At 68.8% G+C, this 22,718-nt stretch carries 25 protein-coding genes; 9 read left to right on the forward strand and 16 right to left on the reverse strand.

Translation table 11 applies throughout. From position 1 onward, the window contains the following. Positions 1-34 precede the first annotated feature (34 nt). Positions 35-517, forward strand: coding sequence for an NUDIX hydrolase (locus ACGFI2_RS19355; RefSeq protein WP_393518666.1), 483 nt, complete (start codon positions 35-37; stop codon positions 515-517). 5 nt (positions 518-522) lie between these two features. Here the strand turns inward: ACGFI2_RS19355 and ACGFI2_RS19360 are convergent, their stop codons facing one another. Genes ACGFI2_RS19360 through ACGFI2_RS19400 form a run of 9 tightly spaced genes read right to left on the reverse strand, consistent with a single transcriptional unit; the run spans position 523 to position 7,476 of the window. Next, the gene (locus tag ACGFI2_RS19360; RefSeq protein ID WP_393518668.1) at positions 523-921 is read right to left on the reverse strand and encodes a hypothetical protein; all 399 of its coding nucleotides are present in this window, start codon (positions 919-921) and stop codon (positions 523-525) included. Then, positions 912-1,766, reverse strand: a complete 855-nt coding sequence (locus ACGFI2_RS19365) for a hypothetical protein (protein WP_393518670.1) — start codon at positions 1,764-1,766, stop codon at positions 912-914. Before ACGFI2_RS19365 ends, ACGFI2_RS19360 begins: the two co-directional genes overlap by 10 nt. Next, a complete protein-coding gene (gene nth, locus ACGFI2_RS19370) occupies positions 1,763-2,707 on the reverse strand; it encodes an endonuclease III domain-containing protein (RefSeq protein ID WP_393518672.1) in 945 nt (314 codons plus the stop codon). Before nth ends, ACGFI2_RS19365 begins: the two co-directional genes overlap by 4 nt. Continuing rightward, a complete protein-coding gene (locus ACGFI2_RS19375) occupies positions 2,704-4,089 on the reverse strand; it encodes an NAD(P)/FAD-dependent oxidoreductase (protein ID WP_393518675.1) in 1,386 nt (461 codons plus the stop codon). The genes nth and ACGFI2_RS19375 overlap by 4 nt, the downstream gene beginning before the upstream one ends. Continuing rightward, positions 4,086-4,706 (reverse strand): dTMP kinase, encoded by a 621-nt coding sequence (gene tmk, locus ACGFI2_RS19380; RefSeq protein ID WP_393518677.1) that lies wholly within the window; start codon positions 4,704-4,706, stop codon positions 4,086-4,088. Before tmk ends, ACGFI2_RS19375 begins: the two co-directional genes overlap by 4 nt. Before the next feature lie 2 nt (positions 4,707-4,708). Continuing rightward, on the reverse strand, positions 4,709-5,641 hold the full coding sequence (locus ACGFI2_RS19385) for a carbohydrate kinase family protein (RefSeq protein ID WP_393518679.1): 933 nt from the start codon (positions 5,639-5,641) through the stop codon (positions 4,709-4,711). Further along, positions 5,631-6,347: a 7-carboxy-7-deazaguanine synthase QueE gene (locus tag ACGFI2_RS19390; protein WP_393518681.1), complete on the reverse strand. Its 717-nt coding sequence runs from the start codon at positions 6,345-6,347 to the stop codon at positions 5,631-5,633. The genes ACGFI2_RS19385 and ACGFI2_RS19390 overlap by 11 nt, the downstream gene beginning before the upstream one ends. Continuing rightward, the gene (gene queD, locus ACGFI2_RS19395) at positions 6,344-6,733 is read right to left on the reverse strand and encodes a 6-carboxytetrahydropterin synthase QueD (protein ID WP_393518683.1); all 390 of its coding nucleotides are present in this window, start codon (positions 6,731-6,733) and stop codon (positions 6,344-6,346) included. The genes ACGFI2_RS19390 and queD overlap by 4 nt, the downstream gene beginning before the upstream one ends. Then, on the reverse strand, positions 6,730-7,476 hold the full coding sequence (locus ACGFI2_RS19400) for a hypothetical protein (protein ID WP_393518685.1): 747 nt from the start codon (positions 7,474-7,476) through the stop codon (positions 6,730-6,732). Before ACGFI2_RS19400 ends, queD begins: the two co-directional genes overlap by 4 nt. A 329-nt stretch (positions 7,477-7,805) precedes the next feature. Between ACGFI2_RS19400 and ACGFI2_RS19405 the strand changes: the two genes are divergently transcribed. The 3 genes from ACGFI2_RS19405 to ACGFI2_RS19415 all read left to right on the forward strand — a co-directional run bounded on the left by ACGFI2_RS19405 (position 7,806) and on the right by ACGFI2_RS19415 (position 10,730). After that, the gene (locus tag ACGFI2_RS19405; RefSeq protein WP_393518687.1) at positions 7,806-8,540 is read left to right on the forward strand and encodes an HAD family hydrolase; all 735 of its coding nucleotides are present in this window, start codon (positions 7,806-7,808) and stop codon (positions 8,538-8,540) included. Between the two features lie 421 nt (positions 8,541-8,961). Then, a complete protein-coding gene (locus ACGFI2_RS19410; protein ID WP_393518690.1) occupies positions 8,962-10,266 on the forward strand; it encodes a helix-turn-helix domain-containing protein in 1,305 nt (434 codons plus the stop codon). Further along, on the forward strand, positions 10,263-10,730 hold the full coding sequence (locus ACGFI2_RS19415; RefSeq protein ID WP_393518693.1) for a GNAT family N-acetyltransferase: 468 nt from the start codon (positions 10,263-10,265) through the stop codon (positions 10,728-10,730). The genes ACGFI2_RS19410 and ACGFI2_RS19415 overlap by 4 nt, the downstream gene beginning before the upstream one ends. Positions 10,731-10,846: 116 nt before the next feature. Here ACGFI2_RS19415 and ACGFI2_RS19420 read toward each other — a convergent pair whose 3' ends face one another. From ACGFI2_RS19420 to ACGFI2_RS19445, 6 genes are all read right to left on the reverse strand, one after another. Then, positions 10,847-11,335 (reverse strand): PPC domain-containing DNA-binding protein, encoded by a 489-nt coding sequence (locus ACGFI2_RS19420; RefSeq protein WP_393518696.1) that lies wholly within the window; start codon positions 11,333-11,335, stop codon positions 10,847-10,849. Positions 11,336-11,345: 10 nt separating this feature from the next. Further along, positions 11,346-12,368, reverse strand: coding sequence for an asparaginase (locus ACGFI2_RS19425; protein WP_393518699.1), 1,023 nt, complete (start codon positions 12,366-12,368; stop codon positions 11,346-11,348). A gap of 74 nt (positions 12,369-12,442) precedes the next feature. Beyond that, positions 12,443-13,963, reverse strand: a complete 1,521-nt coding sequence (locus ACGFI2_RS19430) for a helix-turn-helix domain-containing protein (RefSeq protein ID WP_393518702.1) — start codon at positions 13,961-13,963, stop codon at positions 12,443-12,445. A 240-nt stretch (positions 13,964-14,203) separates the two neighbouring features. Then, a complete protein-coding gene (locus tag ACGFI2_RS19435) occupies positions 14,204-14,821 on the reverse strand; it encodes a hypothetical protein (protein ID WP_393518705.1) in 618 nt (205 codons plus the stop codon). Between the two features lie 145 nt (positions 14,822-14,966). Then, on the reverse strand, positions 14,967-15,938 hold the full coding sequence (locus ACGFI2_RS19440) for an aminoglycoside phosphotransferase (RefSeq protein ID WP_393518708.1): 972 nt from the start codon (positions 15,936-15,938) through the stop codon (positions 14,967-14,969). Further along, entirely contained in the window at positions 15,935-16,522 is a 588-nt protein-coding gene (locus ACGFI2_RS19445) for an HD domain-containing protein (protein ID WP_393518711.1), read from the reverse strand. Before ACGFI2_RS19445 ends, ACGFI2_RS19440 begins: the two co-directional genes overlap by 4 nt. Before the next feature lie 36 nt (positions 16,523-16,558). Between ACGFI2_RS19445 and ACGFI2_RS19450 the strand changes: the two genes are divergently transcribed. Further along, positions 16,559-17,005, forward strand: coding sequence for a hypothetical protein (locus ACGFI2_RS19450; RefSeq protein WP_393518713.1), 447 nt, complete (start codon positions 16,559-16,561; stop codon positions 17,003-17,005). Here the strand turns inward: ACGFI2_RS19450 and ACGFI2_RS19455 are convergent. Then, positions 16,995-17,606: a hypothetical protein gene (locus ACGFI2_RS19455; RefSeq protein ID WP_393518716.1), complete on the reverse strand. Its 612-nt coding sequence runs from the start codon at positions 17,604-17,606 to the stop codon at positions 16,995-16,997. The genes ACGFI2_RS19450 and ACGFI2_RS19455 overlap by 11 nt on opposite strands. A gap of 525 nt (positions 17,607-18,131) precedes the next feature. Here ACGFI2_RS19455 and ACGFI2_RS19460 point away from each other — a divergent pair. The 4 genes from ACGFI2_RS19460 to ACGFI2_RS19475 are packed head-to-tail and all read left to right on the forward strand — an operon-like array spanning position 18,132 to position 22,708. Next, a complete protein-coding gene (locus tag ACGFI2_RS19460) occupies positions 18,132-20,441 on the forward strand; it encodes a nitrate- and nitrite sensing domain-containing protein (RefSeq protein WP_393518719.1) in 2,310 nt (769 codons plus the stop codon). Further along, the gene (locus tag ACGFI2_RS19465) at positions 20,438-20,851 is read left to right on the forward strand and encodes a roadblock/LC7 domain-containing protein (protein ID WP_393518721.1); all 414 of its coding nucleotides are present in this window, start codon (positions 20,438-20,440) and stop codon (positions 20,849-20,851) included. The genes ACGFI2_RS19460 and ACGFI2_RS19465 overlap by 4 nt, the downstream gene beginning before the upstream one ends. Continuing rightward, positions 20,848-21,447: an ATP/GTP-binding protein gene (locus ACGFI2_RS19470; protein WP_327023059.1), complete on the forward strand. Its 600-nt coding sequence runs from the start codon at positions 20,848-20,850 to the stop codon at positions 21,445-21,447. The genes ACGFI2_RS19465 and ACGFI2_RS19470 overlap by 4 nt, the downstream gene beginning before the upstream one ends. Positions 21,448-21,493: 46 nt before the next feature. Beyond that, complete coding sequence (locus ACGFI2_RS19475; RefSeq protein ID WP_393518724.1) at positions 21,494-22,708, forward strand: ABC transporter substrate-binding protein; 1,215 nt, start codon at positions 21,494-21,496, stop codon at positions 22,706-22,708. The last annotated feature ends 10 nt before the right edge of the window (positions 22,709-22,718 follow it).

Consider the following 22,718-nt stretch of genomic DNA (forward strand, 5'->3'; position numbering starts at 1 on the left):
CTGGCGCTGTTGGACTTGTCGGGAGCCGGTGATTGTGACTACGAAGCCGACCATCGCCGCGCTGGCGGTCGTATCCACCGCGTCGGGTGAGGTGGTGTTCGTGCGGCAGCAGCGCGGCCCGTACGCGGGGTGGCTGCTGTTGCCGGGCGGCAAGGTGGAGTTCGGGGAGTCGGCGCACGACGCGGCCCGCCGGGAGACGGTGGAGGAGTCCGGCTTCGAGGTCGGTGATCTGACGCCGACCGGGGTGTACGAGATCCGCGCCGAGGACGGCTCTTACCACTTCGTGATGTTCGCGTTCCGCGCCGGCACCGCGACGCGGGTGACCGCCGGCGGGCATCATGTTGACGGGGTGGTGCAGGCATCGGTGGACGAGGTGCAGCCGCACCCGACGGTGATGCAGATCCTCAACGACGCCGGCGTCGCCAGCTACCCGGCGCTGGACGTTGAGCGGGGCCTGCGCCGGGATGGGATTCTGATGCGTGGGCATCTGACAGCAGCCGCGGGTGCTCTGGCCTGACGAGTTCACTGGCCGGCCTCCGCTGGGGATGGCTCCCACTGGACTCCACCGCCGAGGATGCCGTCCTCAGCCACCGTGCAGCGCACCCGCCGGTGCGTGCCGTACCGCTCGGTGATCGCGGCGACCAGCCGTTCGGCCAGGTGCTCGCAGCTCTGGGCACCAAAGTCCACCGGGGCGTCCGGACGGGCGGGCGCATCAGCGAACGAGCCGAGGACCGTGGTGAGCCAGCGGGCGACCGCGTTGATCTCCAGCTCGCGGTCGCCGTGCGCGACGGAGATCTCCACCGAGGCGACGAACAGGTGCCGGTGAGACGAGGCGAGGTAGCCGTCGGGAGGGCCGGCGTCCGGCCACCGGTGCAGCCCTTCGACCTGGGTCGTGACGTGGATGTGGCGGGTCAGTGCCATGCCGCCTCCTGCTCACTGGGTTCCTCGGCGGGTAGGGGCGGGAGTCCGGCCGCGTCGCGCAGCAGAGCGACGTGCCGGTGTGCGGCGGCGAAGCGCGTCGGGTCGAGGACATGGTCGTGCAGGTTCGGTTTGTCCGGGGCTTGCCGCTCAGCCCGGCCCGTGTTGGCGTCGGCGGGCAGGTCGTGGGCGGCATACCAGAAAGCGAACGACGAGTCGTTGCCGGTGATGAACGTGTCGTAGCCGCGCTCGTGGTGTTGGCGTAGCTCCCAGATCAGGGATCGGTCGCCGCCGAGCAGGTGCAGCGGCAGCGGTGGGTCGCCGTCGCTGGTGAGTGCGGCCAGGCAGTCAAGTCGGGCTTCGGCGACCGGGCCGGTGAAGCACCGGGGTACGGAGAGCTTGCTCAGCCCGATCATGTCGACGCCGGGCAGGTCGGCGAGCCGCGCGTGGCAGTCGAGCCACTCGTGGCGGGTGGATCCTTGCGGCACGGCCATGTAAATGAAATGTCCGGGTTCGGCCAGGTCGGCGGCTTCGGCCAGGAACCGGCGGGTGGCGTCGACGGTGGCAGGGCCGTTGTAGAGCACGTCGTGGCAGATGACGACCGCCGGGTTGATCAGGTGCGCGGCGCGGAGGACAGCCTCGGCGCCCATACCCTGACCGGTGGCTTCCTCCAGCTCGTAGGCGCTGTTGTCGAGCACGACCCGGATCCCGGCCTGGGCGCGCGCGGCGAAGTGCGCGGCGTGGGCGGGTTCGGTAAGCACGAGATGGGTCAGCGCCATGTCGATGCTGCCGGCTGTGGACAGGTCGGCCAGGTGGGGCGTACTGGCGATGACCGCGACGTCGATCAACGTTGGTTCTCCTCGTCTGGGTCAGGGGCGCCGTGGCGGCAGTCGCGGCGTAGGAAGCAGGCGGCGCAGGCGGGTGTGCCGGCGGTGCAGGTGGTCCGGCCGACCAGAAGGAACACGAAGTGCGCCAGCGCGACGTCGGCGCCGTGGGTGAGCAGTTGGGCGATCACGGCGTCGCGCACGGCGGGAGTGAGTTTCCCGTCGTGGTGGGCCAGGCCGAGCCGGTGGGCGACGCGGAACAGGTGCACGTCGACCGGCATGGTCGTGGTGGTGCGGGCGGAGAACACCAGCACGCAGGCGGCGGTCTTGTGCGCCACCCCGGGCAAGGCCTCGAGGTAGGTCAGCGCGTCGGCGGTCGGGCCCTGCATGATGCGCTCGTCGAACCGTTCGAGGCCGTCGACGGCGACCAGTGCGGCGAGCTCGCCCAACCGGTCCGCTTTGTAGGGCCCGGCGGAGCGGATGGCGGCGCGCAGCACGTCGCGGTCGAGGGCGGCCAGGCTCTGCGGCGTCAGACCATCGCAGAGTTGATCGAGTGCGGGGTAGACACGGCGGACGATCTCGCCGGTCCGGTTCTGCGACAGCACGGTGACGACCAGCGCCTCGAACGGTGGCGCCCACATCACGATCACACCGCCATACCGGGCCTGCAACTGGGCCCAGATCGGGTTCGTCCCGAGGTCGAGGTCGGCGACCTGGACCGGGAACATCCGCCGCAGCACTCCGGGCAAATCGTCGTGAGGCTGACTTGCGGTGACGCGCAGGCTGTCGTCACCTTCGTGGACGGTGACGACGATCGGGCGGCCGTCCAGGTGCAGCACGCGGCGGTAGCCGCCTGCCGGATCGGGCTGCCAGGCCAGGGCGGGGATCTGGATGTCCATGGTGGCGTCCAGGTCTGGTGGTGTGGTGAACGGCAGGTCGAACCTGACTGTGGTGGCGGTACTCATCGCAGGCTCGCCACCTGGGCTTGGTCAGCGATGGCCTGGCCGGCGATCAGGCCGCTGAGGGCGGCGGCCGAGAGGCTGGCGGTGTAGCCGGCGGCGTTGCCCACCACGTACAGGCCGGCGATGTCGCGGCTCTGCCAAGTGGTCGGGTCGATGGGGACGCGGTAGTTGTAGTACTTGATCTCGGGTGCGTACAGGACGGTGTCTGGGGCGAGCACCGGCGGTAGTGCGGCGCCGAGGGCGGTGATGTAGCTGGCGAACGCCTCCGCCAGCCGCGGCGGTAGCGCCGCTCGGAGATCACCGGCTCTCGTCTTCGGGTTCGACGCGGCTACGCCGAGCGGCTGCCCGGTCGCCGCGTCAGGAAGAAACCCGGCGAGGGGCTGCCGGACCGGGTAGCCACCGGTGGAAGCGGTGATGGCGCGGGCCGTGTCCCGAACGTAAGCCTTCGGGTCGGGGGTGGATGCCTCGGTGATGGTGGCCAGGATCGCCAGGTTGGACAGGTCGCTGCGCCGGTGCAAGAACGAGTGGCCGTTGACGCCGCGAATGTCCAGTGGGCGGTGGAATTCGTTGACGATGTAGCCGTGGCCGTTGACGCAGAAGCTGCGCACATCGATACCGCCTGGGCTGGTGTGGTGAGCCTTGAAGTCGTAGAACTGGCCGATCAGCGGGTCGAGGGCGGCGGCCGAGGTTTCCAGTCGGATGCCGATGTCCGCCGGTCCAGTCTCCAGCGTGACGCCGACTGCAGTGAGCTGCTGTTCCAGCCAGGGCGTGCCGACCATGCCGACCGCGGCGACGACCGCCGTGGCGTCGATGGTGAGCGGACCAGAGCGGTCGCGGGCGACGACTCCGATGACCTGGCCGTTGATGATGCGCAGCTTGGTGACGTCGACGCCCGTGAGCAGCCGCACACCCCGGTCCTGGAGCTCGGTGCTGAATCGGCGGCCGAACTCGCGGATGCCGTCGGATCCCACGTGCAGAAGCGGGTATGACTCGCCGCGCAGCCGGTTCTCGTGCCCGGCAAGGGCGGCCAGTTCCGGTACGGGCGCGTAGTCGACGGCGTCGTTGACGTTGCGGCGAACGGCTGCGGCGATGGTGTCGAGCTGTTCTGCCTGGGTGTCGGTAAACAGGCGTTGGGAGTGCGTGCCGCGCACCGCGGACAGGGTGATCTTCCCGTCAGAGAAGGAGCCAGCGCCGCCTTCGCCCTCCAGCACGGGACAGGTGCGGCACTCGCAGCCAGGTCCGGGTGGGCAAAGGCGCCGCGTCATCGGCCGGCCTCGCTCGGCGATCACGATGTCGGTGACCCCGGCGCGCAGTAGGGCGTCGGCGGCGAACAGCCCTGCCGGTCCGGAACCGAGGATCAGGGCGGTGCAGCGCAGGGTTGTCATGCGGCGTTGCCTCTCGACGTGGGGGCGGAGAGCCGGTCCTTGATCGCCGCAAACGCGGCGGACAGGACGGCGGGTGCGGGCTGCTGCGCATCGATAACGACGACGTCGGCTCCCTGGCCGCGCAGCAGAGCAAGGCAGGTGCGGTAGGTGCTCGGCAGTCGGCTGGTGAACTCCGGCGTCTCCCAGCGGCTGTCCGGCGGCCGATCCACACGGGTCGCCGCCACAGGTGCCGGCACGTCGAGGTACAGGTACACGTCCGGCATCCGCACCCCGCCGGCACAGGCGGCGTAGAAGGAGGGATCGATGCCGTCGGCGTGGTGGTACGCCAGCCCGGACAGGTAGTAACGGTCGGCGACCACGACCTGCGCCGTGCGTAGCTGTCCCTGCAACGTTGGCTGCTGGTGGTGCCGATCAGCAGCGGACAACAACGCGAGCGCCGCCGGACAGGCAGGCTCCTCGACCGCGAGGCTCCGCAGCAGGGTCCCGATCGGTGCGCGGGTGGGCTCCTTGTGCCGTTCAACGACGACACCTCGGTCGGTCAACGTCCGGCACAGGCTCTCGACAAGGGTCGTCTTGCCGCTGTGGTCAATGCCCTCCACCGCTACGAACAGGCCCATCGTCAGCTCCCCACCTCGATGACCGACCGGTGCAGGGCGGCAACACGCGTGGCCAGCACCCGCTGGTCGGGGTGCAGCAGCGCCGCCGGACCGAAGTCCTCCACCACCAGGGACGCGACTGCGCAGGCGTACCCGGCCGCCCTCAACAGTTCGTCACCTTCGACCAGGCACGCCGCGAGCGCGCCGGCGAACGCCTCGCCAGCGCCAGTGGGGTCCACGGCAGGGCGTGGAAACGTCGGAATCCTGCGCATCGTGCCGTGGACCAAGACGTGGCAGCCACGGGCCGAGTCGGTCACCACCACCGCCCGCCCTGACCCATCGAGCGTCTGAGAGAGCCACGTCAGCGCATCTGCCACGTGCGTTACGGCGGCGAGTGCGGCGGCTTCCGGCGCCGAGCACACGAACACGTCGCAGGTGTCGAGCATCCGCAGCACCGAATTGCGGTCGGCGGCGATACGCGCCAGGAACGTGCCAGCGCTGATCCGAGCACGCCGGGCGCCGGACATCGCGCGCAGGGCATTCGCGTACCTCAGCTGGACGCCGGGATCGCCCAGGGCGCACAGGTGAAACCCGGCGGCGCCCCGGTAGACCGGCGGCGTTTCGCCGGGGAGCAGATACTGCTCATCGCCGGCGTGGTCGGTGCGGTAGGTGGCCCGGCCGTCGCCGTCGTAGCTGATGTCGAAGGTGAGGCGACGGCCAGGCAGGGTGATCAGCCCGGCGTCGCTGACCACCGGTCGCCATGGCTTGCCCGCGGCCAGCGGGTGGTCACTGCTGATCCCCACCAGGCCGACCGTGGTGCGGGTCGCAGCGGCCAGCGCCGCGTAGAGGCCGCCCCCACCGAGGACCTGCACCCCGTGCCGTAGCGGTGTGCTGATGCGGTCGACGGAGACACCACCGACTACGACCAGGCGGGGTGCGCCAAGGTTAGCGTCCACGGGCGTCCTCCCACAGCAGCACATGCAGTCGACCGGTCAGGTTCCACCCACGCCGCAGTGTTTCGTCCGCCAGCACGCGAAGGTCCGTGACCAACTGCCCGGACTGGGCGCCCTCCGGCATCACCCACACCGGCGCCAGCCCATAACGGTCGGTGAGGTCGCCGATAGTGTTGAAGTCGCCCGGCTCAGTGACGACGAACTTAAACACCGCCCGTTCCGTCGCGACGAACGCGGCCAGCGCGGCGGCGTTGATCGGCTGGTCACCGTCGGCGGCGAACGATGGCAGCTTCGGCGAGACGTTGAACCGATCTACCACGGCGGTCAGCGCGGGACCCGGGACGATCGTGCCGTTGGTTTCGATTTCCACTCGGCGCCCAGCGGCGGCGAGCCGCTCAGCCAGCACGGTCAGGGTGGGTTGTTGCAGCAGCGGCTCCCCACCCGTGATCACCACCAGGGTCGGCGGTGCGGCGAGCACCTGCTCCGCGACGGCCTCGACGGATGCGGCCACCGTGTGTTTTCGCAGGTCGTAGCGGCGAGTGTCCCACGTATAGGGGGTGTCGCAGCCAGGACAGCGCAGATTGCACCGAGACAGCCGGACGAACATCGCCTGCTGGCCAGTCGATGGGCCTTCGCCCTGAAACGTCGGGCCGAACACGTCTGCCACCAACAGCCGTGGGTCGGACATCGGCGGGAGCACGGTGCTCACGTCAGGTCCAGGACGTATTCGGCCCAGCTGCTGGGCGTCTCGGACACTCGGACGACAGCCAGCCGGCCGCCCAGCGATTCAGCCAGGTGGTCCTTCAGCCACTGCGCGAGGTGCGATGCCAGCCGTTCACTGGTGGGTGCGATGTCGCCCAGGACGTCGTTGAGGTGCCGATGGTCGAGGTGACTGTTGATGTACTGGCCGAACGGGGCCAGGTCACCGAAGTCGGTCACGAAACCCGGTCCAGTGAGCGAGTCGCCTTCCAACACCACCTCGACGCTGTAGGTGTGCCCATGCAGGCGACCACACTTGTGCCCTTCAGGCAGGCCCGGTAGCTGGTGCGAGGCATCGAAGGAGAACCGTTTGCCAATGCGCCACATGCCGATCATCGCCCGACCGCGGCGGCAGGCGCTGGCTGCCTGCGGCGTGTGTTCAAGTTAGCGATCACCAGGTCGGCGACTGCCTCGCCGATCTGCTGCGGCGACATGGCGTTGACGTCCAGGGGCGTCCAACCGCGCTCGTCCGTCCACCTGTCGAGGACCTCCGCCAAGCGTCTCTGGTAGCCGACGAAGGCCTCCCGAGTCAGCGCAACAGCACCCTCGTGGTTGCCGGCCTCACTGATACCGAACGTTGCCTTGCGCGTCGCCGCCGTCAAGGGGTCGAGGGCCAGACGGACAACAAGGTCCGGTTGCGGTATCCCGTCGAACACCATTGCCGCCGCCGTCACGTCCACATCCGGGCGCATCGCCAACTTCGCCAAGAACTTGTAGGTCCAGGTGTCCGTCACCACGACCTGCCCCGTTTCAAGCATCGGCCGGATCGCGCAGTGAGCCGCCGCCGAATACCAGGCGGCCTGCAGGTAGACCCAATGCATGTCGCCGAGCTCTAGATACGGGTCGTCTGCGGGATGCTCCCAGATCAACGCCCGCAGCTCGCGGGCATGGCGGCGCACGTAGTCGGAGCCGAACTGTGTGCGTTTTTTGTCGAAGACGACGGCGGGAGTCGCGCGACGGCGCAACGCCTCGACGACGTAGCCAACAGCGGTCGTCTTGCCGGCGCCGTCGATCCCTTCGAGGCAGATGAACAGCCCTGATGTGCTGGCCTTACCCTGCGGTGCTGATGCTTGAGCCAAGCCTCCGACCTCTCTCAGCCGGCATCGACGCCCTCGGCGGCGACGCGGGTGGACTACGCCGGCGAGACACGCGCGGCGTCTAGCCGATACAGCGAGGACAACTTCGAACCTGGTGGCTTCAACTGGCGGCGGCAGGCCGCCAAGATTCGTGAGGTAAGTTCACCAGCAGATAGCTGGTGTCGGTAACTCCTGTCAGTCAGCTCCGACAATCCGTTGACATCCGGGCGACCAGCGTTGAGGCCCAGTTCAGAGCCTCGACGGCGCGTGGCAGCCATGATCTGGTCACGCCGTGTGCGCCATCTGCCCCGCGCCCGTGTGACGATGTTCCTATGAACCACGGCAGCGCCGGCTTGGTCGTATGGGACGTTGACGGGACCCTCATCCCTGCCGACTTGCGCTGGCTGGCGCGCGCGGTCGCCCGTGCGTACCGCATTGCGGAGGGTGAGCTCGTATTTCCTGACAGGAAGGTGCATGGGTATACGGACGAGTCGATTGCTATCGACGCGGCGATTGCTTCGGGCGTGGACCCTTCAGCTGCGGAGGCGGGCATACCAGCCTTCCGCGAGGCTATTGTCGCGGTCACGCAAGAGGGTAGGCAGGAGTTGGCTGAAGTCCAGCCGCCGTATCCAGGTGCTGCGGCGAGCATCGCGGGGTTGCACGGCCGTGGATTCGTCCAGACCGTGCTGACTGGCAATCTACGTTCGGCTGCCGAGGTGAAGCTGCAAGTCTCGGGTTTGGATGAATATCTTGATCTTCGGATTGGCGGCTTCGGGTCAGACGCTCGCGATCGTCTTCAACTTCCGGCAGTCGTAGCTCAGCGCTACTCCGCGATCTACGGCGGTCCGCTCGATCCTGCTCGAGTGATCGTCATCGGGGATGCGCCGAACGACATTGCGTGCGCACGTTACGCCGGATTTTATGTCGCTGTCGTCGCCCACCGGATCGGAGGCCAGGAGTTGGCATCGTACAAACCTGACCTGGTGCTCAAGAGTCTCGACCCAGCGGCAGTGGTGGGCGCCGTTAGTTCGTTACTGAATTCCGGCGGTTCTCCAGCCATCTGCTAGGCGGCCAGCCACCTCTCGAGTTCGAAGACAACGGCCCAGCACGTCATCGGGCTAGCGGCTCCCTGATGCCGTCAACCATCTGCGTGCAATGCTGTTCGGCCGCGAAGGTGAAGCATTCGGAGGACATGCTTTGCTCGTAGGACGCCACCTGCCTGTACGCCCGCAGCGACAGACCACGACATGGTCGGCAGATGTCGGAACCAACTCCGACAAAACTTTGACAACACGAGCTATTGGCCGGGAATCGCCGCAAGGGAACACGGTCTCTCAGGAGCAGCAGCACTGTGACCTGCTGAGATACGCCAGTGCCGCGAAGACGGCTCGGTCGGTGAGGGAGCCGGAAGAGAACCGCCGCCATCACCGGTAGCGGGTATGGTCGCGACACGGTGTTATCGCGGCGTCCGTCGATGAGGAATTGGCGATGGCTGACAGCAACGAGATCACGGAGGCCTGGCGGGGCCTCGGGCATCAGCTCGCTGAGCTGCGTACGGCCGCCGGGCACACGCAGCACGTCTTCGCGCGCCTCGTCCAGTATGGCCGCAGTTCAGTGGCGAATACAGAGACCGGACGTCAGCAACCTGACCGCGCGTTCTGGACGCGCTGCGATGCGATCCTGCAGACCGATGGTGTCCTCGCTCAGGAGTACGACCGCATAGTGGCGTATGCGCGGCAGCAGCGCCGTGCCTCGGTGATGAAGACCGCGACCTCGCTTCGGCCATCGGCAACATTGGCCGACACCGCAGAAGCGTCGTTGTCCCGTCAAGACCGGGTGCGCCGGCATCTGGAGGTTGACTTGGCACGACACGATGTCACCACCGGGTATCTCGAAAGCTGTGAGCAGGCTATCGCCGGACACGGACGGGCCGCTCGCTTCCGCGCGCCGAAAACCTTACTGGTCGATCTCCTCACAGACGTCGAAGACCTGCAGCTACTACTGGGCAGGTCCCACACCGCGATGACACTGCGCCGCACTACCCGCCTCATTGCCCAGACCGCTGGCCTACTCAGCTTGACCTTGCTGAAGCTGGGCGATCTTCCTTCTTCCCGACGGTGGGCGCGCACGGCTCGCGCCGCAGCGACCGAGGCCGAGGATCCTGCCACCAGCACATGGGTATGGGCTCAGGATGCGTACTGGCACTTCTACGCTGGCGACCATGCGGGAGCTGTCGCCGTGGCGCGGCATGCGCAGCAGCTTGCCGGAGGACTGGCGACCGTTGGAGGAACGCTCGCAGCGGCCCTGGAAGCGCGTGCGCATGCCGCGCTTCACACGCACTCCGACGCCAAGGGCGCGATCGTCGTCGCAGAAGCCACGCTCAGCCGCTTGGGGCCAGAACATGTCGAGCCCTCAGCTTTCGGTTATGACGAGGCGCAGCTACGGTTCCACGCTGGTAACGCTCTTACCTACCTCGGTGACACCGCTGGGGCCTGGGCGGCCCAAGACCGAGCCCTCGAACTCTACCCACCCGAGGACTACCTCGACCGATCACTGATCGGACTTGACAGAGCCGTCTGCTTGCTTCACCTGCACGAAGCGCAGGCCGCTGCCCAGCAACTCGCCGATGTGCTCAAGCAGGTCGGGCCGGACCAACGCATTGGGCTTCTTTCCAACCGCGCTCGCGAGATTCTCAACAAAGTTCCCGAAAGCCAACGAAAGGCCCCCGAACTTCGAGACATCGACGACCTGCTACCGTCTTTTGCTAGCACCAAAAAGGAGCTGGAAAGTTGAACCTGCGTCACGCCATACAAGCAGACCTGTCCGCCCTCGTCGGTCTTCTCGAAGAGCTCGAGCGGTTTTATGGCACCACGGATTTTCCGTCACCAGACGTCCGTCAGCAGCAGATAGAGGCGGCACTGTTTGGACCAATGCCCGCCGGCCGCGTCCTGCTTGCCGAAGACGGCGCGGATGTCGTTGGACTCGCCAGCTACTCACGCCTGTGGCCAGCAGTGGGCGTTACCGCCTCCCTGTACCTCAAGGAACTGTACGTACGCAAGACCCACCGGCGGCAAGGGCTTGGGCGCCAAATGATGACTGAGATTTGCCGCATCGCCCACGATCTCGGCTGCAGCCGAGTCGAATGGACGACAGACCGGGACAATATCGAGGCTCAGGCTTTTTACCGCCAGCTGGGGGTGTCAGTTGCCTCGACCAAGGTTATGTACCGGCTTGATCAGGGGAAGCTGATCTTCTGAAGGTGGAGGTTCTTTGTCAGAACTTGCACCTAAGGGCCTCCTGGCGAGGTGTTATGCGTCTAGCCGACGGACGTTACTGATGCTTCTAGCGGTAGCGCGAACAGCGGGCGCAGGAATCAGTTGGTGACGTCCTGACTGCTGGGGTCTGCGGCGAATTGCAGGAGCGGCACGTTGTAGAGGTCGTGTTGGCGGATACGCCGCATCGGCGGATCGACGATCTCCACGATGACCATTTCGGTGAGGAACTGTACGGTCGCGGCGAGTAGGTGGCTGGTGTGGGCGGTGGCGCTGTGCGCCTTCAGGCCGACGGTGACGTGGATGTGTGGCTCGATGGTGTCGGTGTCAGGGCTGTAGGCGAGGGTGCCGCCGCCGAGGGCCTCGACATTGCTCAAGTGGACCTTCGACCAGACGGGGGCGTCGGGGTTGTCGAGGCGTTCGCAGGTGCCGACGATCTCCGCAGTGGCAAGGCCCGCGATGAAGGTGGGGATGTATCCCTGGCGGATGTTGTGGGCGCGGCAGGTGCGGTCGAGGGCGTCGTAGAAGTCTTCCCCGTGGTCGAAGACGGCGACGATGGTGCGTCCGGGGACGACTTCGCGGCTGCGCAAGGAGGCTCCTTCAGGCGGTTGGGACGTGGGAGGCGGACTGCTGGGGCCATGGCCAGGGCTCGCCCGGGTAGGCCATGGCGCGGAACGCCTGTGCTGTTTCGCGGGTGGCGGCGCCAGCGGCCAGGGCGAGATGGAGCAGGATCCGGGCCTTGTAGGGGTCGAGGAAGCCTGCGGGGATGAGTCCTCGTGCGGTGAGGTCTCGTTCGGAGCCGGGGAAGCCGTAGGTGCTGGTGAGTACAGGCCCTACACCGATGCGGGAGGCGAGGACCACGGGGATCTGCTGGGCGAGCGCGGTGAGGGTGGAGACCCAGGTGTCCGGGACGTGCCCTACGCCGAAGCCCGCAATAACGAGACCGTCGAGGCGGGCTGCCGTTGCGGACAGGCAAGCCTCGTCGTCGCCGACTGTGGCGGTGTAGAGGCCGACGCGGGGGTGGCGGGCGGGTGTGGGTAGGGCGTGGCGGGGTGCGGTTGGGCTGAGGAAGCGGGGTTCGCCCTCTATGACGTGGCCGATTGGTCCGCCGTTGGGCGAGGTGAATGCGTGAGTACTGACGGAGTGCATTTTGCGGACACGGTCGGCGGCGTGGATCTCGTCGGCCATGACGACGAGAGCGCCTCGGTCGCGGGCTTGAGGGCTGGCGGCGACCAGGGTGGCGGCGAGAAGGTTGGCGGGCCCGTCCGGTCCGGCGAGGGTGGGGTTGCGCATGGCGCCGGTGACGACGATGGGCTGCGGTTGAGTGTGCAGGAGGTGCAGGTAGTAGGCGGTTTCCTCGAGGGTGTCCGTGCCCTGGGTGATGATGATGCCGGAGGCGCCCGCGGCTGCCGCCTGGTGGATGCTCTGGCTCAGGTCAGCCAGGTCGGCGAAGGTCAGGGACGCGCCGGGGCGGCTACGGAAGCTGACGACGTCGACAGCGATGCCGGTATCGGCAAGGCCGGGCACTGCGGCTACGAGATCACCGGCGGTCAGTGCGGGGACGACGCCGCCGCCCTCTGACGCGGTCATGGCGATAGTGCCGCCAAGCCCGAACACGGTCACCCGCGGCGACACCCGCTTTCCTGACGACAAAGCTCCGGCCTCCCGACAGCGCGACGATCATCGCTGTCCGAAGACTAGTCGGTGAATGCAGCGGCGTCGGCGAGGTAGCGGCATGCGCGGTCGATGCCGGCGGTGGACAGATGTCTGCTGCGGGGTTGCACAACGGCGGCGCATCCCTGGTCGGCGAGGTCTCGGCAACGCCTGGCTAGCGTCTCCCAGTTCAGATCTAGGTACTCGGCCAGGACACGCAGGCGTGCGGGCGGGGACGCAGCGGCGATGATCGACCGGTCGCTCGCGTGGTTGATGGCCGCGCCGTACTGGCGCACGGTGCGGTGGTCGTCGGTGACATCAACGTGCCAGATGCCCTGGGCGCCGACCCAGTTCGCGAGCACTGCGTGACGGTCGCGATCAGTCACGAAGCCGGGCGTGCCTGCGTATTCCGGCTCGTCGGTGATGACGACCTTGATGCCGTACGACTCCATCAGTGCCACCGCCAACAGCAGGAGAATCCGCTCGCCGCGAGGGGAGGCGTCGACTGCCGCGCGAGGAATGCAGAAGGCGCGAATTATGCCGTGATTCCCGGCGCGCGCGGCGGTGACGTCCAGGTACTTCTGCTTGTGGGCAAACAGCAGCCAGGTGCTCGCTTCCTCGCCACGCTGTTCGCGGGTCCAGTAGGCGGGGGCTGAGGTGAGCGCCTCGGCGTGTCGGTGGATGTGTCCGGCGCAGAAGGCCGACCCGAGCCACATCCTGCCGACGTCGGTGAGATCCGCGGCGAGGTCGTGGCTGACCGCGGATCGGCTCATCTGCTCGTAGGAGGCCAGTTCAGCGGTGGCCTGTTCAAGAAGCGCATCGTCGGCCAGCAGCGCTTCGTCAAGGTTCGCCACAGCCCACAACAGTGCGAGGACCAGTTCGTCGAGCTGGTACGCCTGCGGGATGACGAGCCGTGCGTCAGGGTCTGCCTGGGCGAGGCGTTGGCGGGCGTGGCGGGCGTCCAAGCCGAACAGCTGGACACCCTGACCGGTCTCGATCCGCCCTACCACCAGGCTCCGTCGCGGAGTCCGCAAGAGCCGGTCGTCGCGGTAGCCGGCCGGTACAGCCGCGAGAACTCGGCCGTCGTCGGCGGTGGCGGGATGAACGAAGGCCGGTATCGCCAGTCCAGGGAAGAACCTGCCATCGGGTGCCCACAGGTCAACCGCGTACGTCTGGGGGGCGAAATCGCCTTCTGCTACCTGGGGCGCGAGCAGTGAGAGCGCCGTTGGCCCGAGCGCTTCAGTGCGAGTGGCGAAGGTACCCCCGTGCGCGTGCCCACCGCCGACGTGTCCCAAGGCGTTGCGCGTTGTCAATACTCGAAGACGGTCGTACTCCGCTGCGAGCTCACCGCCGGTATGCAGGATCTCGTCGCAACGAGCCCAGAAGTCTCGGCCGATGCTCTGGCGACCGCGCTCCACGTTCGCGATCGTGCTGCGGACGTAGTGCGTCAGCGGCGCCAGCGTCTCTTGCGTGTAGCCGGCGGCCTTACGTACCTCGGCAAGTCTTCTGCCGAGGTCAGCCCTGGCTTGGGCGAGTTCCGGCGGCGGGGCAACGGACACGATCACGCTCCGAGGAGAACGAGCGGGACAGGCCATCGAGACATGAAGATCGCAGGTGACCTACCGTCACTACTCTAGTCGGATTATGTAGGGAGAGGTGCGGTGGCATTCCGGTTTTATCCCCTCACGAGGCTTAGCCTTCCGTTCCGCTCTGCTCGCCTCTTCGGCAGCAGGCGACGATGAGCAGAGAAGGCATCGATGCTGACACGCGTTCAGAACAGTGCCGGCGTGGCGGGGGCACTTGCCTCACGGTGAGCCTCGCTCGTCAGGGCGATCGGCGGGTAGCCGGGCAAGAATCAGGTCCACGACCTGATCAGGGGTGAGGCCATCGCAGGCGACGACATGTTGCCGCCACTGCTGTCGGCGCAGGTGCACGGCGGCGTCCCGATAGAGGGCGAGTTCTTTCTCGGGTGAGCCGGCGAGTTGCAGCCTGGTCAGATGCGGCCGGGTGGCCAGTCGGGTACGGATGACCTCTGGGTGGTCTTCGAGGTAGATGACGGTGGCGGGCAGGACATAGCGGTTGTAGGACCAGATCTCGCCGAGGTCGAGGCCGTCGATGCGTTGCCGCACCAGCGAGGAGGCGACGTACTGGTCAGTGACGACGTGCAGGCCGTCATCCAGGCGGGGGATGATCTCTGTTTCGATGTGCGCGGCCCGGTCGGCGGCCAGTGCGAGGGCCAGCGCCTTGCCGTGCAGGAAGGCTTCCTGCCGGCGCAGGAGTTGGCCCAGGGGCGTGCGGGTGGGCTCGCCGGTTAGGTGGGCCCCGGCCGGTCCGAGTGCGGCGAGGCGGTCGGCCAAGAGGCTGGCGACGGTGCTCTTGCCAACCCCGTTAGGCCCCTCGACAGCGATGAACAGACTGCTCACCTCTTGCCCGGAGCCAGCAGCCAATAGCAGTGGGCGTCGTGCAGGTTGCGCCGATGAGTCATTTGCACCAACGCCTTGCGTCCGTCCCCGCCGACGGAGGTGCGGAAGTAGCAGGGCGAGGCGTGGGTGTCCACGATGAGGCGCTTCATGTGGGTCTTCCCGCGGTAGTGAGATGAACTTCGGACGCGCCAAACGGGGCGGCGTCGAGCAGTTGCGCGGCAGCGTGCAGTTGGCGGTGCACGACCTGGGCGTGAGAGCCATCGGTGTGGGGCTGGTGGTGGCCTGCGGCGGCTGTGGTCAGGAACCACCAGGCTGCCCACACGCGGTGCCATCCCAGCGCCCATTGAGCTGCCGGCAGGCCGCCGCGGTCGGAGTGGGCGTCGGTGCTGGCGCCGGCCGCGACGTAGGCGCGGATCAGGCGGGTGAGTTGGGCGGGGTCTGCGGCGTTGCGGGTGCCGAACCAGGTGGCGAGGTCGAGCAGGCCTGGTCCGGTGAAGGCTTTCGCCCAGTCGACGAGGCGGCATCCCGTGCGGCTGATGTGCAGCGAGCTGCGGTGGAACTCGCCGTGACACCAGCCGAAGGGCTCTCGTTCGGCACCGTCGGCGCGCCGACCCGCCACGGCTTCCAGCCGCCGTAGCAGGTCCTCGATCGTGCCCGTGTTGAGGAAACGCCCTTGGCGGTGTAGCGCGTCGAGTGCGGCCAGCGCCTGTTCAGGAAGGCTTGCCAGGGTCTGCTGACCGAACGCGGGCAGCGTGGGCATGGCAGGGATGGTGTGGACCGCGCGGGCGGCGGCTGCGGCCTCGGCCGTGGTGGGCGGCCGGATGGGGTCGCCGAGGTCTTCCATCAGCATGCCCAGTGCGTGCGGCCGTAGCGTGTAGCCGTGCAGGTGGGGCACGGCGGCGCCGTGTTCGTTGAGGTGCCGCAGCACGGCGGCTTCGCCGGTGAAAGGTGATGTGGCGAGCTTGCAGATCACGCTGCTGCCGTCGCTCAGGTACAGCCGCTGCACCGTCGACAGTTCCCACTCCTGGATGACCTGCCCACCGGTCTGTTGATGGCCGGCGGCGGTGAGCAGGTCGCGGCGTAGCTGGTCCGACAACGCGGCATCCATGGCGATCATGGTTTGCTCGCCGCCTGAATACCGGCGGCGGCTCGCTCGAGCAGCGCCAGCGCGGTGTCGAGGCGTGCCGACATCCCCGCCGGCAGCCGGGGGTGGGCTGCCTGGTGAAAGGCCCGGAAGTGCGGCAGCAACGTGAGTAGCGCCGGGCGCCTGCGGAGGAAGTCGGTGACGTCGCCGCTGGTATGCGCCCGTCGCAGCAGCGATGTCAGCGCGACGATCTTGTCGGCGGTCGAGGCCAGCAGCACCGGCAGGTCGTCAACGCGGATGGGCGGGTCCGGCATGTCGAGGGCCTGGTGCTCGGCGTGCAGGGCGGCGATGATCCGCGGTACCTGCGGGCCGTAGGCGGTGGCGAGGACCTGGTAGATGTCCGGCGTGCGGGGCGCGAAGTCGGGGATGTCGTGCAGCAGCGCTGCAGCTATCAGATCCGGGTCCGGGTGTAGTACATGTTCGCCGATGGTCACGGCGACCCGGACCGCGTGGGCTAAGGCGGGGCGGTCGTCGATGGTGTGTCCGGTGCACCATCGCTGGGCGTCGCGTAGGGCGCGGTCGACGGTGGCGGCCCGGGGAGGGGATAAGACGGTCATGGCCTGATACCTCCTGGTTGCCGTAGCATCGGCGCCATGTCCGGGCCGCTACCGCAGTGGTGTGAGCAGACGTGCGTGGTGTGTCCCGCCCAGCAGCTCGGGCCGGGCCAATTCGACGTGGTCGACCGGCCCGGACCCGAGTTCGCCTACAACCCGGACATCGGATGGCGAGTTACCGCCGAGGGCATCGCGGTGTGTGTGCACCCGTACCGGGTCGGACTGCCACCGGGCAGATACGCCTCACGCGGTGAGCCTGTCCCCGACCAGGCGTCACGACCGGCGCCGGCGCCTGCCTCCCTGGTGCTTCCTGCCGACCTGGTGGATCTGGAAGGCTGGCTCGTCGCCGTGCTGCGCGACGCCCCGTCGGAGCAGATCTTCGGTGCCGTCGCCCGCGCCGAGCGCCTCGCCGGCGAGAGATTCGACCCGAAGCAGGTGGTGGCGGCCATGCGGCGGGTGTTGTCGGTGGAGCTGGCTAACCGCTGACCCCGACGGGCGCGGTCGCCGGGTCCGGCTGGTCGAAGTCGAAGTCGTGGCTGCGTCCGTCACGTCCCAGGCCCGCGGCCTGGTAGTGGGCGTTGAGCTGGTTCAGGCGGCGGGTCACCTCGGCGGAGTCCAGCCAGTACCGCAGCGGCTGCGGTCCCCAGCCGGCGGCGGCGTAGTACGCGTCGGTCAGGCAGCCGCGGGTGTAGGTGAACTCCTCCAGCTCCGTGGCGTGCGGGAACGTGACCCCGAGGTCGCGCTGCATCCGGGACATCAGGGTGAACTGGGCCAGCACGGCGTGGATCATCTCGTCGACCGGCGCCGGCACCAGCAGCTCCGCGGCCTCCTCGTCGCCGCCGGACAGCTCGAACACCGTGGCCTTGAGCGCGAGGACCCGCATCGCTTCGGTCAGCAGCGGGCCGGCGTCCCGTTCCAGGGACCACCGGCTGATCGCCGGGTACCCAGTGAACGTCGCCCAGCAGCTGGAGTACTTCATCGACGAGCTGCGCAGCCGCTCGGACGACGAGTGGCGTGTGATCAGGTCGAGGATCTCGGCGGCTCGGCGACCGACCTCAGCCGGTTCGGGCATGGTTCGTGGGGCCATGGCACATCCCTCCTACGGGAGCGTTGGGCACAGGCAGGCGAACCAGCCGGCGGCCGGCTCGCCCGTCACCGATGTCCGCGCCGCTGGCGCTCACGGTGATGCCCCATTAACGGCCGCGTGCGCGGATGTCGATAACCCGATGCCCTGACCTCTGACAAAGCTCCGACATTGACCGGCCCGGACATTGGGCGGCCTCGACGGGTCAAGCCGCGGTGCAGCGCGTCGGTAGGCGATGTTCGCCGGCCATCCCAGGCGCGCTGGCCGCCATCGAGTAAGGGCGGATTGTCGGCGAATTGTCAGACGTGCACGGCGAGCCTTACCGACATCGACGGTCTTCGCCTTTAGTCACTCTCGTCGCCGACGATGCCTGGGTTATGCCCCGGCCCGTTGCAGAGCAAGACCGTAGCGCGGAGGACCGCGCCAATTCGCCGGACTGTGGGAAGGACTGCTGTGCCTGTCGCTCGGAGGCTTGCGCTCCTGCTGCTGATCCCGTTGGCGGCGACTCTGGTCTTCGCCTCGTGGGGTGTGGCATCGACGAGCCGTCAGGCGCGCAGCGCCGACCGCCTGCAGTCGCTGGTGGCGGTGTCGGCCGCGGTGGGTGAGGTGCTGCACGAACTCGACCGGGAGCGGCAGGTCGCCGGCGGGCTGGTCGGTGATCCGGCGGGTGGCCTCAACGGTTATCTCGAGCAGGTCGCGGCATCCGACCGGGCGGTGGACGCCTACCGGCAGCGCCGCGGCGAGCTCGATGCTTCGGATTCGGTCAGTCGGCTGGTGGGGCCGTTCGACGAGCAGCTGCGGTTGCTTCCGGTGTTTCGGGAGCAGGTCAAGGCGCGGTCAGCGTCGCTGACGGCGGTGCTGGTGCGGTATCGGGCGGTGCTCGCGCAGGGGCTGGCGGTGCGGGAGACCGTGGGTCAGGTCGGCGGTGCGGACGGTGCGGTGGCCGACCAGTTGCGGGTGGCGGCGGCGTTGTCGCAGGCCGGGCAGTACGCGGGTATCCAACAGGCAGCGGTAGTCGCGAACAAGGGTGCCGTGGTGTCGCAAGCGGTGCAGCGGGAGCTGGCCGCGACCCGTGCCGGGTATGACGAGGCGTTGCTGGCGGTGTCGCAGCGGTCGCCGGCGCGGTGGCGGTCGTGGCTGGACCAGGCGCTGTCCGGGCCGCAGGTCCTCGCGGCGCAGCGTCTCGACGACGAGGTCGCCCGTACTGAGGTGGGTCAGCGGTTGCGGGTGAACGCGTCCCGGTGGGCTGCGGCCAGTAGTGAGCGGCGCGACCGGCTGCACGAGGTGCAGACCCGCGTCGACGCGGACATCGCCGCCGAGGTGGGGCGGCAACGCCGACAGCAGTGGATGACCACGGGTGTGTTGTCGGCGGTCGCCGTGGCGCTGACCGTGGCCGCCGCCGTGCTGGCGTGGCGGCAGGGTCGGGCGTTGGCGCGGCGGCTGCGGCGGGTCCGTGACGCGGTGACCCGTGTCGCGGAGCGGGACCTGCCGGACCTGGTCCGCCGGGTCGACGCGGCGGATCCTGCCGACCCGGCGTCGGTTCCGCCGCCGCCTGCCGCGCTGGCACCCGATCCGGCGCGGGACGAGGTGGACGAGGTGGCCGCCGCGTTCGACACGCTGGCGTTGAACACGTACCGGATCTCGACGGATCTGGCGCGGCAGCGGCGGGTGGCGGCCGGCGCGGTGGAGGCGGTGGGTCGGCGGTGCCAGGGGATGACGCATCGGCTGCTGCGCGAGTTGGACATGGCCGAGCGTGATGAGAAGGACGCCGCGACCCTGGCGACGTTCTTCGCGGTGGACAGTCTCGCCGCGCAGTTGCTGCACGCCACGCAGAGCCTGTTGGTGCTGTCGGGACGGTCGTTGGGGGCGGTGCATCCGCAGCCGGCGGAGTTGGTGACGGTGGCGCAGGCGGCGCAGGGCCGGATCCAGGAGTACCGGCGGGTGCGGCTCGGGGTGATCGACGAGCGGGTGCTGGTGCCGCCACCCATGATTGACGACCTGGTCCATCTGTTGGCGTCGCTGCTGGACAACGCGACTCGCTACAGCCCCGGCGACGCGGTGGTCACCGGGCATCTGCTGGGCAACCGGGTGATCATCCAGGTCACCGACACCGGGCCCGGCATCAAGCCGGACCTGCTGGTCCGGCTCAACGCCGAGCTGGCCGAACCCGCGCCGATGATTGAGGTGGAGCACATCCGGCGCCAGGGCCTGGCCACCGTCGCGCTGCTGGCCGCGGCGCACGGGCTACGCGTGCGGCTGCTGCCGGGACAGCCGCACGGCACGGTAGCGGAAGTCGAGATCCCCGCCGACAAACTCCTGATCAGCGTTCCTGAGCCGGCCGCGCTGCCCACCGGCCCGATCGCCGGCCGGCGTGCTCCCGGCGGCACGCCCGCGTCCACCCTTACCCTGCCCGCGCCCACGGCGGCACCGGCCGGGCGCGGCGGCTCGGCCGCGCTGCCCACCCGGCGCCGGTCGTCCACCCCGAGCGCGGCAGACGGCCCTACCCAGGCGCTGCCGGTGATTCCGGTGCCCCGCCGGGCGCCTGAGTCGGAGTCGACGCCGGCCTACGACGAGACAGCCCGACACCTGCCGGCTCCGGCGTGGTTCGTCGAGGGAGCCACGGTGCACATGCCCTCCACCCCTGCGCGCGGGCTGCCCGGACAGGACGCCACCACGGCCAACGGCCTGCCGAAGCGGCAGCCCATGTCCGCGTTCACACCCCCGCCCCTGCCCGCTGCCGACGCGCCGGTCCGCTCAATGGGTGGCCTAGCCCGTACGGCGGGGGCCTACCAGCGCGGCCTCGACCGCCGCTTTCCCCAGTCGAAGGGCCAGTCATGAGCGATCTGAGTTACCTGCTGAACACCAACCTCGTCGCCCGCGTGCCCGGGATCAGCCAGGCCGTGGCCGTGTCGGCCGACGGGCTGCTGCTGGCCTGGACCGACGGGCTCAACCGGGACGCCGCCGAGCGCCTCGCCGCGGTGGCGGCCGGAATGAACAGCCTGCTCAACGGCGCCGCCCGCGACCTGTCTGCGGGCGCGGTGCGGGGCAACCTGACCGAGCTGGCGCACGGGTTCCTGATTCTGGTGGCGGTGAGCACCGGCGCGTCGCTGCTGACCCTGGCCACCCGCGACGCCGACCTCGCGTTCGTCACCGAGGAACTCGGCCGTTTCGCCGAGCAGGTCGGCGACCAGCTCACCCCCGCCTTCGCCGGCACACTCACCACCACCGCGGCGGCCGGCCGGCGATGACCGCACCCGCCCTCACCGTCCGGCGACCCGCCGGCGGGCCGCCGAGCCTGAAGATCGTGCTCACCGGGCCGTTCGGCGTCGGGAAGACCACCCTCGTCGGCGCGGTCTCCGACATCGCACCGGTCACCACCGAGGTCCGCATGTCCGCCGGCAACGCCGATGACGACACGACCCTCATGCCGGCCAAGACCACCACCACGGTGGCGATGGACTTCGGCCGCCTCGACGTCGACGGCGTCACCGTCTACGTCTACGGCACCCCAGGCCAGCACCGCTTCTGGTTCATGTGGGACGCCATCGTCCGGGGCGCCGCCGGCTCCGTGGTCCTGGTCGACACCCGCCGCCTGCAGGACTCGTTCCGGCACCTCGACTACGTCGACCACGTCCGGCTGCCCTACGTCGTCGCGGTCAACCAGTTCCCCGGTGCCCGCTCCTACCCCGCATCGGCCATCCGTGAAGCCCTCGCCCTGGCCGCGGACGTGCCGATCGTCGACATCGACGCCCGCGACCGCGACAGCGTCCGCCGGCTGCTCATCGCCCTCATCGAGCACGTCATCACCCAGACCACGCCCCGCTCGGCGGTCGCTCAGCCCTGAGCGCCCGCAGAACCCGCCCCTCACCCCTGACGAAGGAGCATCTTCGATGTCTGATCCCCGACCACGCCTGCGACGTGGGCTCGCCGCCCTGACCGCTGTGGGTCTCCTGCTGACCGGCGCCGCGTGCAGCAGCACCGCCACCGACTCCGGCACGGTCCGTGTGGGGCTGCTGGTCTCACTGTCGGGCACCTACGCCGCCGTCGGCGAGGACATGCAGCGCGGTTTCCGCCTCTACCTCGACACCCACGACGGCAAACTCGGCGGCCGGAAAATCGACCTGGTCGTGGCCGACGAGGGCGACGGCCCCGCCACGGCCGTCCCCGCCGCGCAGAAGCTCCTCGAACGCGACCAGGTGGTCGCCCTGACCGGCCTGGTCGGCGGCGCGACGGTCGACAAGGTGCAGACCCTCACCACGCAGCGGAAGATGCCCCTGCTCGGCGCGAACGCCCGGCCAGCGTTCGCACCCGTCGGCGGCAAGCCCCGCGACCTGGCCTACACCTGGCACACCTCCTACAACTCAGACGAGCCGGGCATCGCCATCGCCGAGTACGTCAAGGCGCAGGTCGGCGACGGTCAGGTGTACGCGATCGGCCCGGACTACCAGGGCGGCTACGACGAACTGCGGGGCTTCACCGACACCTTCACCCGCCTCGGCGGGAAACTCGCCAACCCCGACGGGAAGACCCTGTTCACGCCGTTCCCGGCGACGGAGAACTTCCTGCCGTACCTGAACAAGGCCGCGGAGACCAAACCGAAGGCCGTCTATACCTTCTACGCCGGGGCCGCGGCGGTGGCGTTCGTCAAGCAGTACGCCCAGTCCGACCTTGCCGACGTCCCGCTCTACGCCGCCGGCTTCCTGACCGAAGGGTCCGTGCTCACCGCGCAGGGACCGGCGGCCACCGGCATCCGCAACGTCCTCAACTACAGCCCCACCCTCGCCAACCAGGCCAACCAGGACTTCGTCGCCGCCTGGTCCGCCGCCGGCCATCCGGGCCAGCCGACGACCTTCGCGATGGCCTCCTACGACGCCGCCGCCGTCCTCGACCGGGCGCTGACCGCCGTGAACGGCGAGGTGACCGGGGAGAAGCTCAACGCCGCGATCGGGAAGGTCGGGCGGGTCGTCTCCCCTCGCGGGGACTGGCAGTTCCACCCCACCGAGCACCGCCCGGTGCAGCGCTGGTACCTGCGCGAGGTCCGTAACGACGGCCCAGTGCTGTCCAACGTCCTGGTGCAGGACCTCACCACCCTGCCCGCCAGCTGACCAGACCAAG

Source organism: Micromonospora sp. NPDC049282, assembly GCF_043197045.1.
Lineage (GTDB): Bacteria > Actinomycetota > Actinomycetes > Mycobacteriales > Micromonosporaceae > Micromonospora.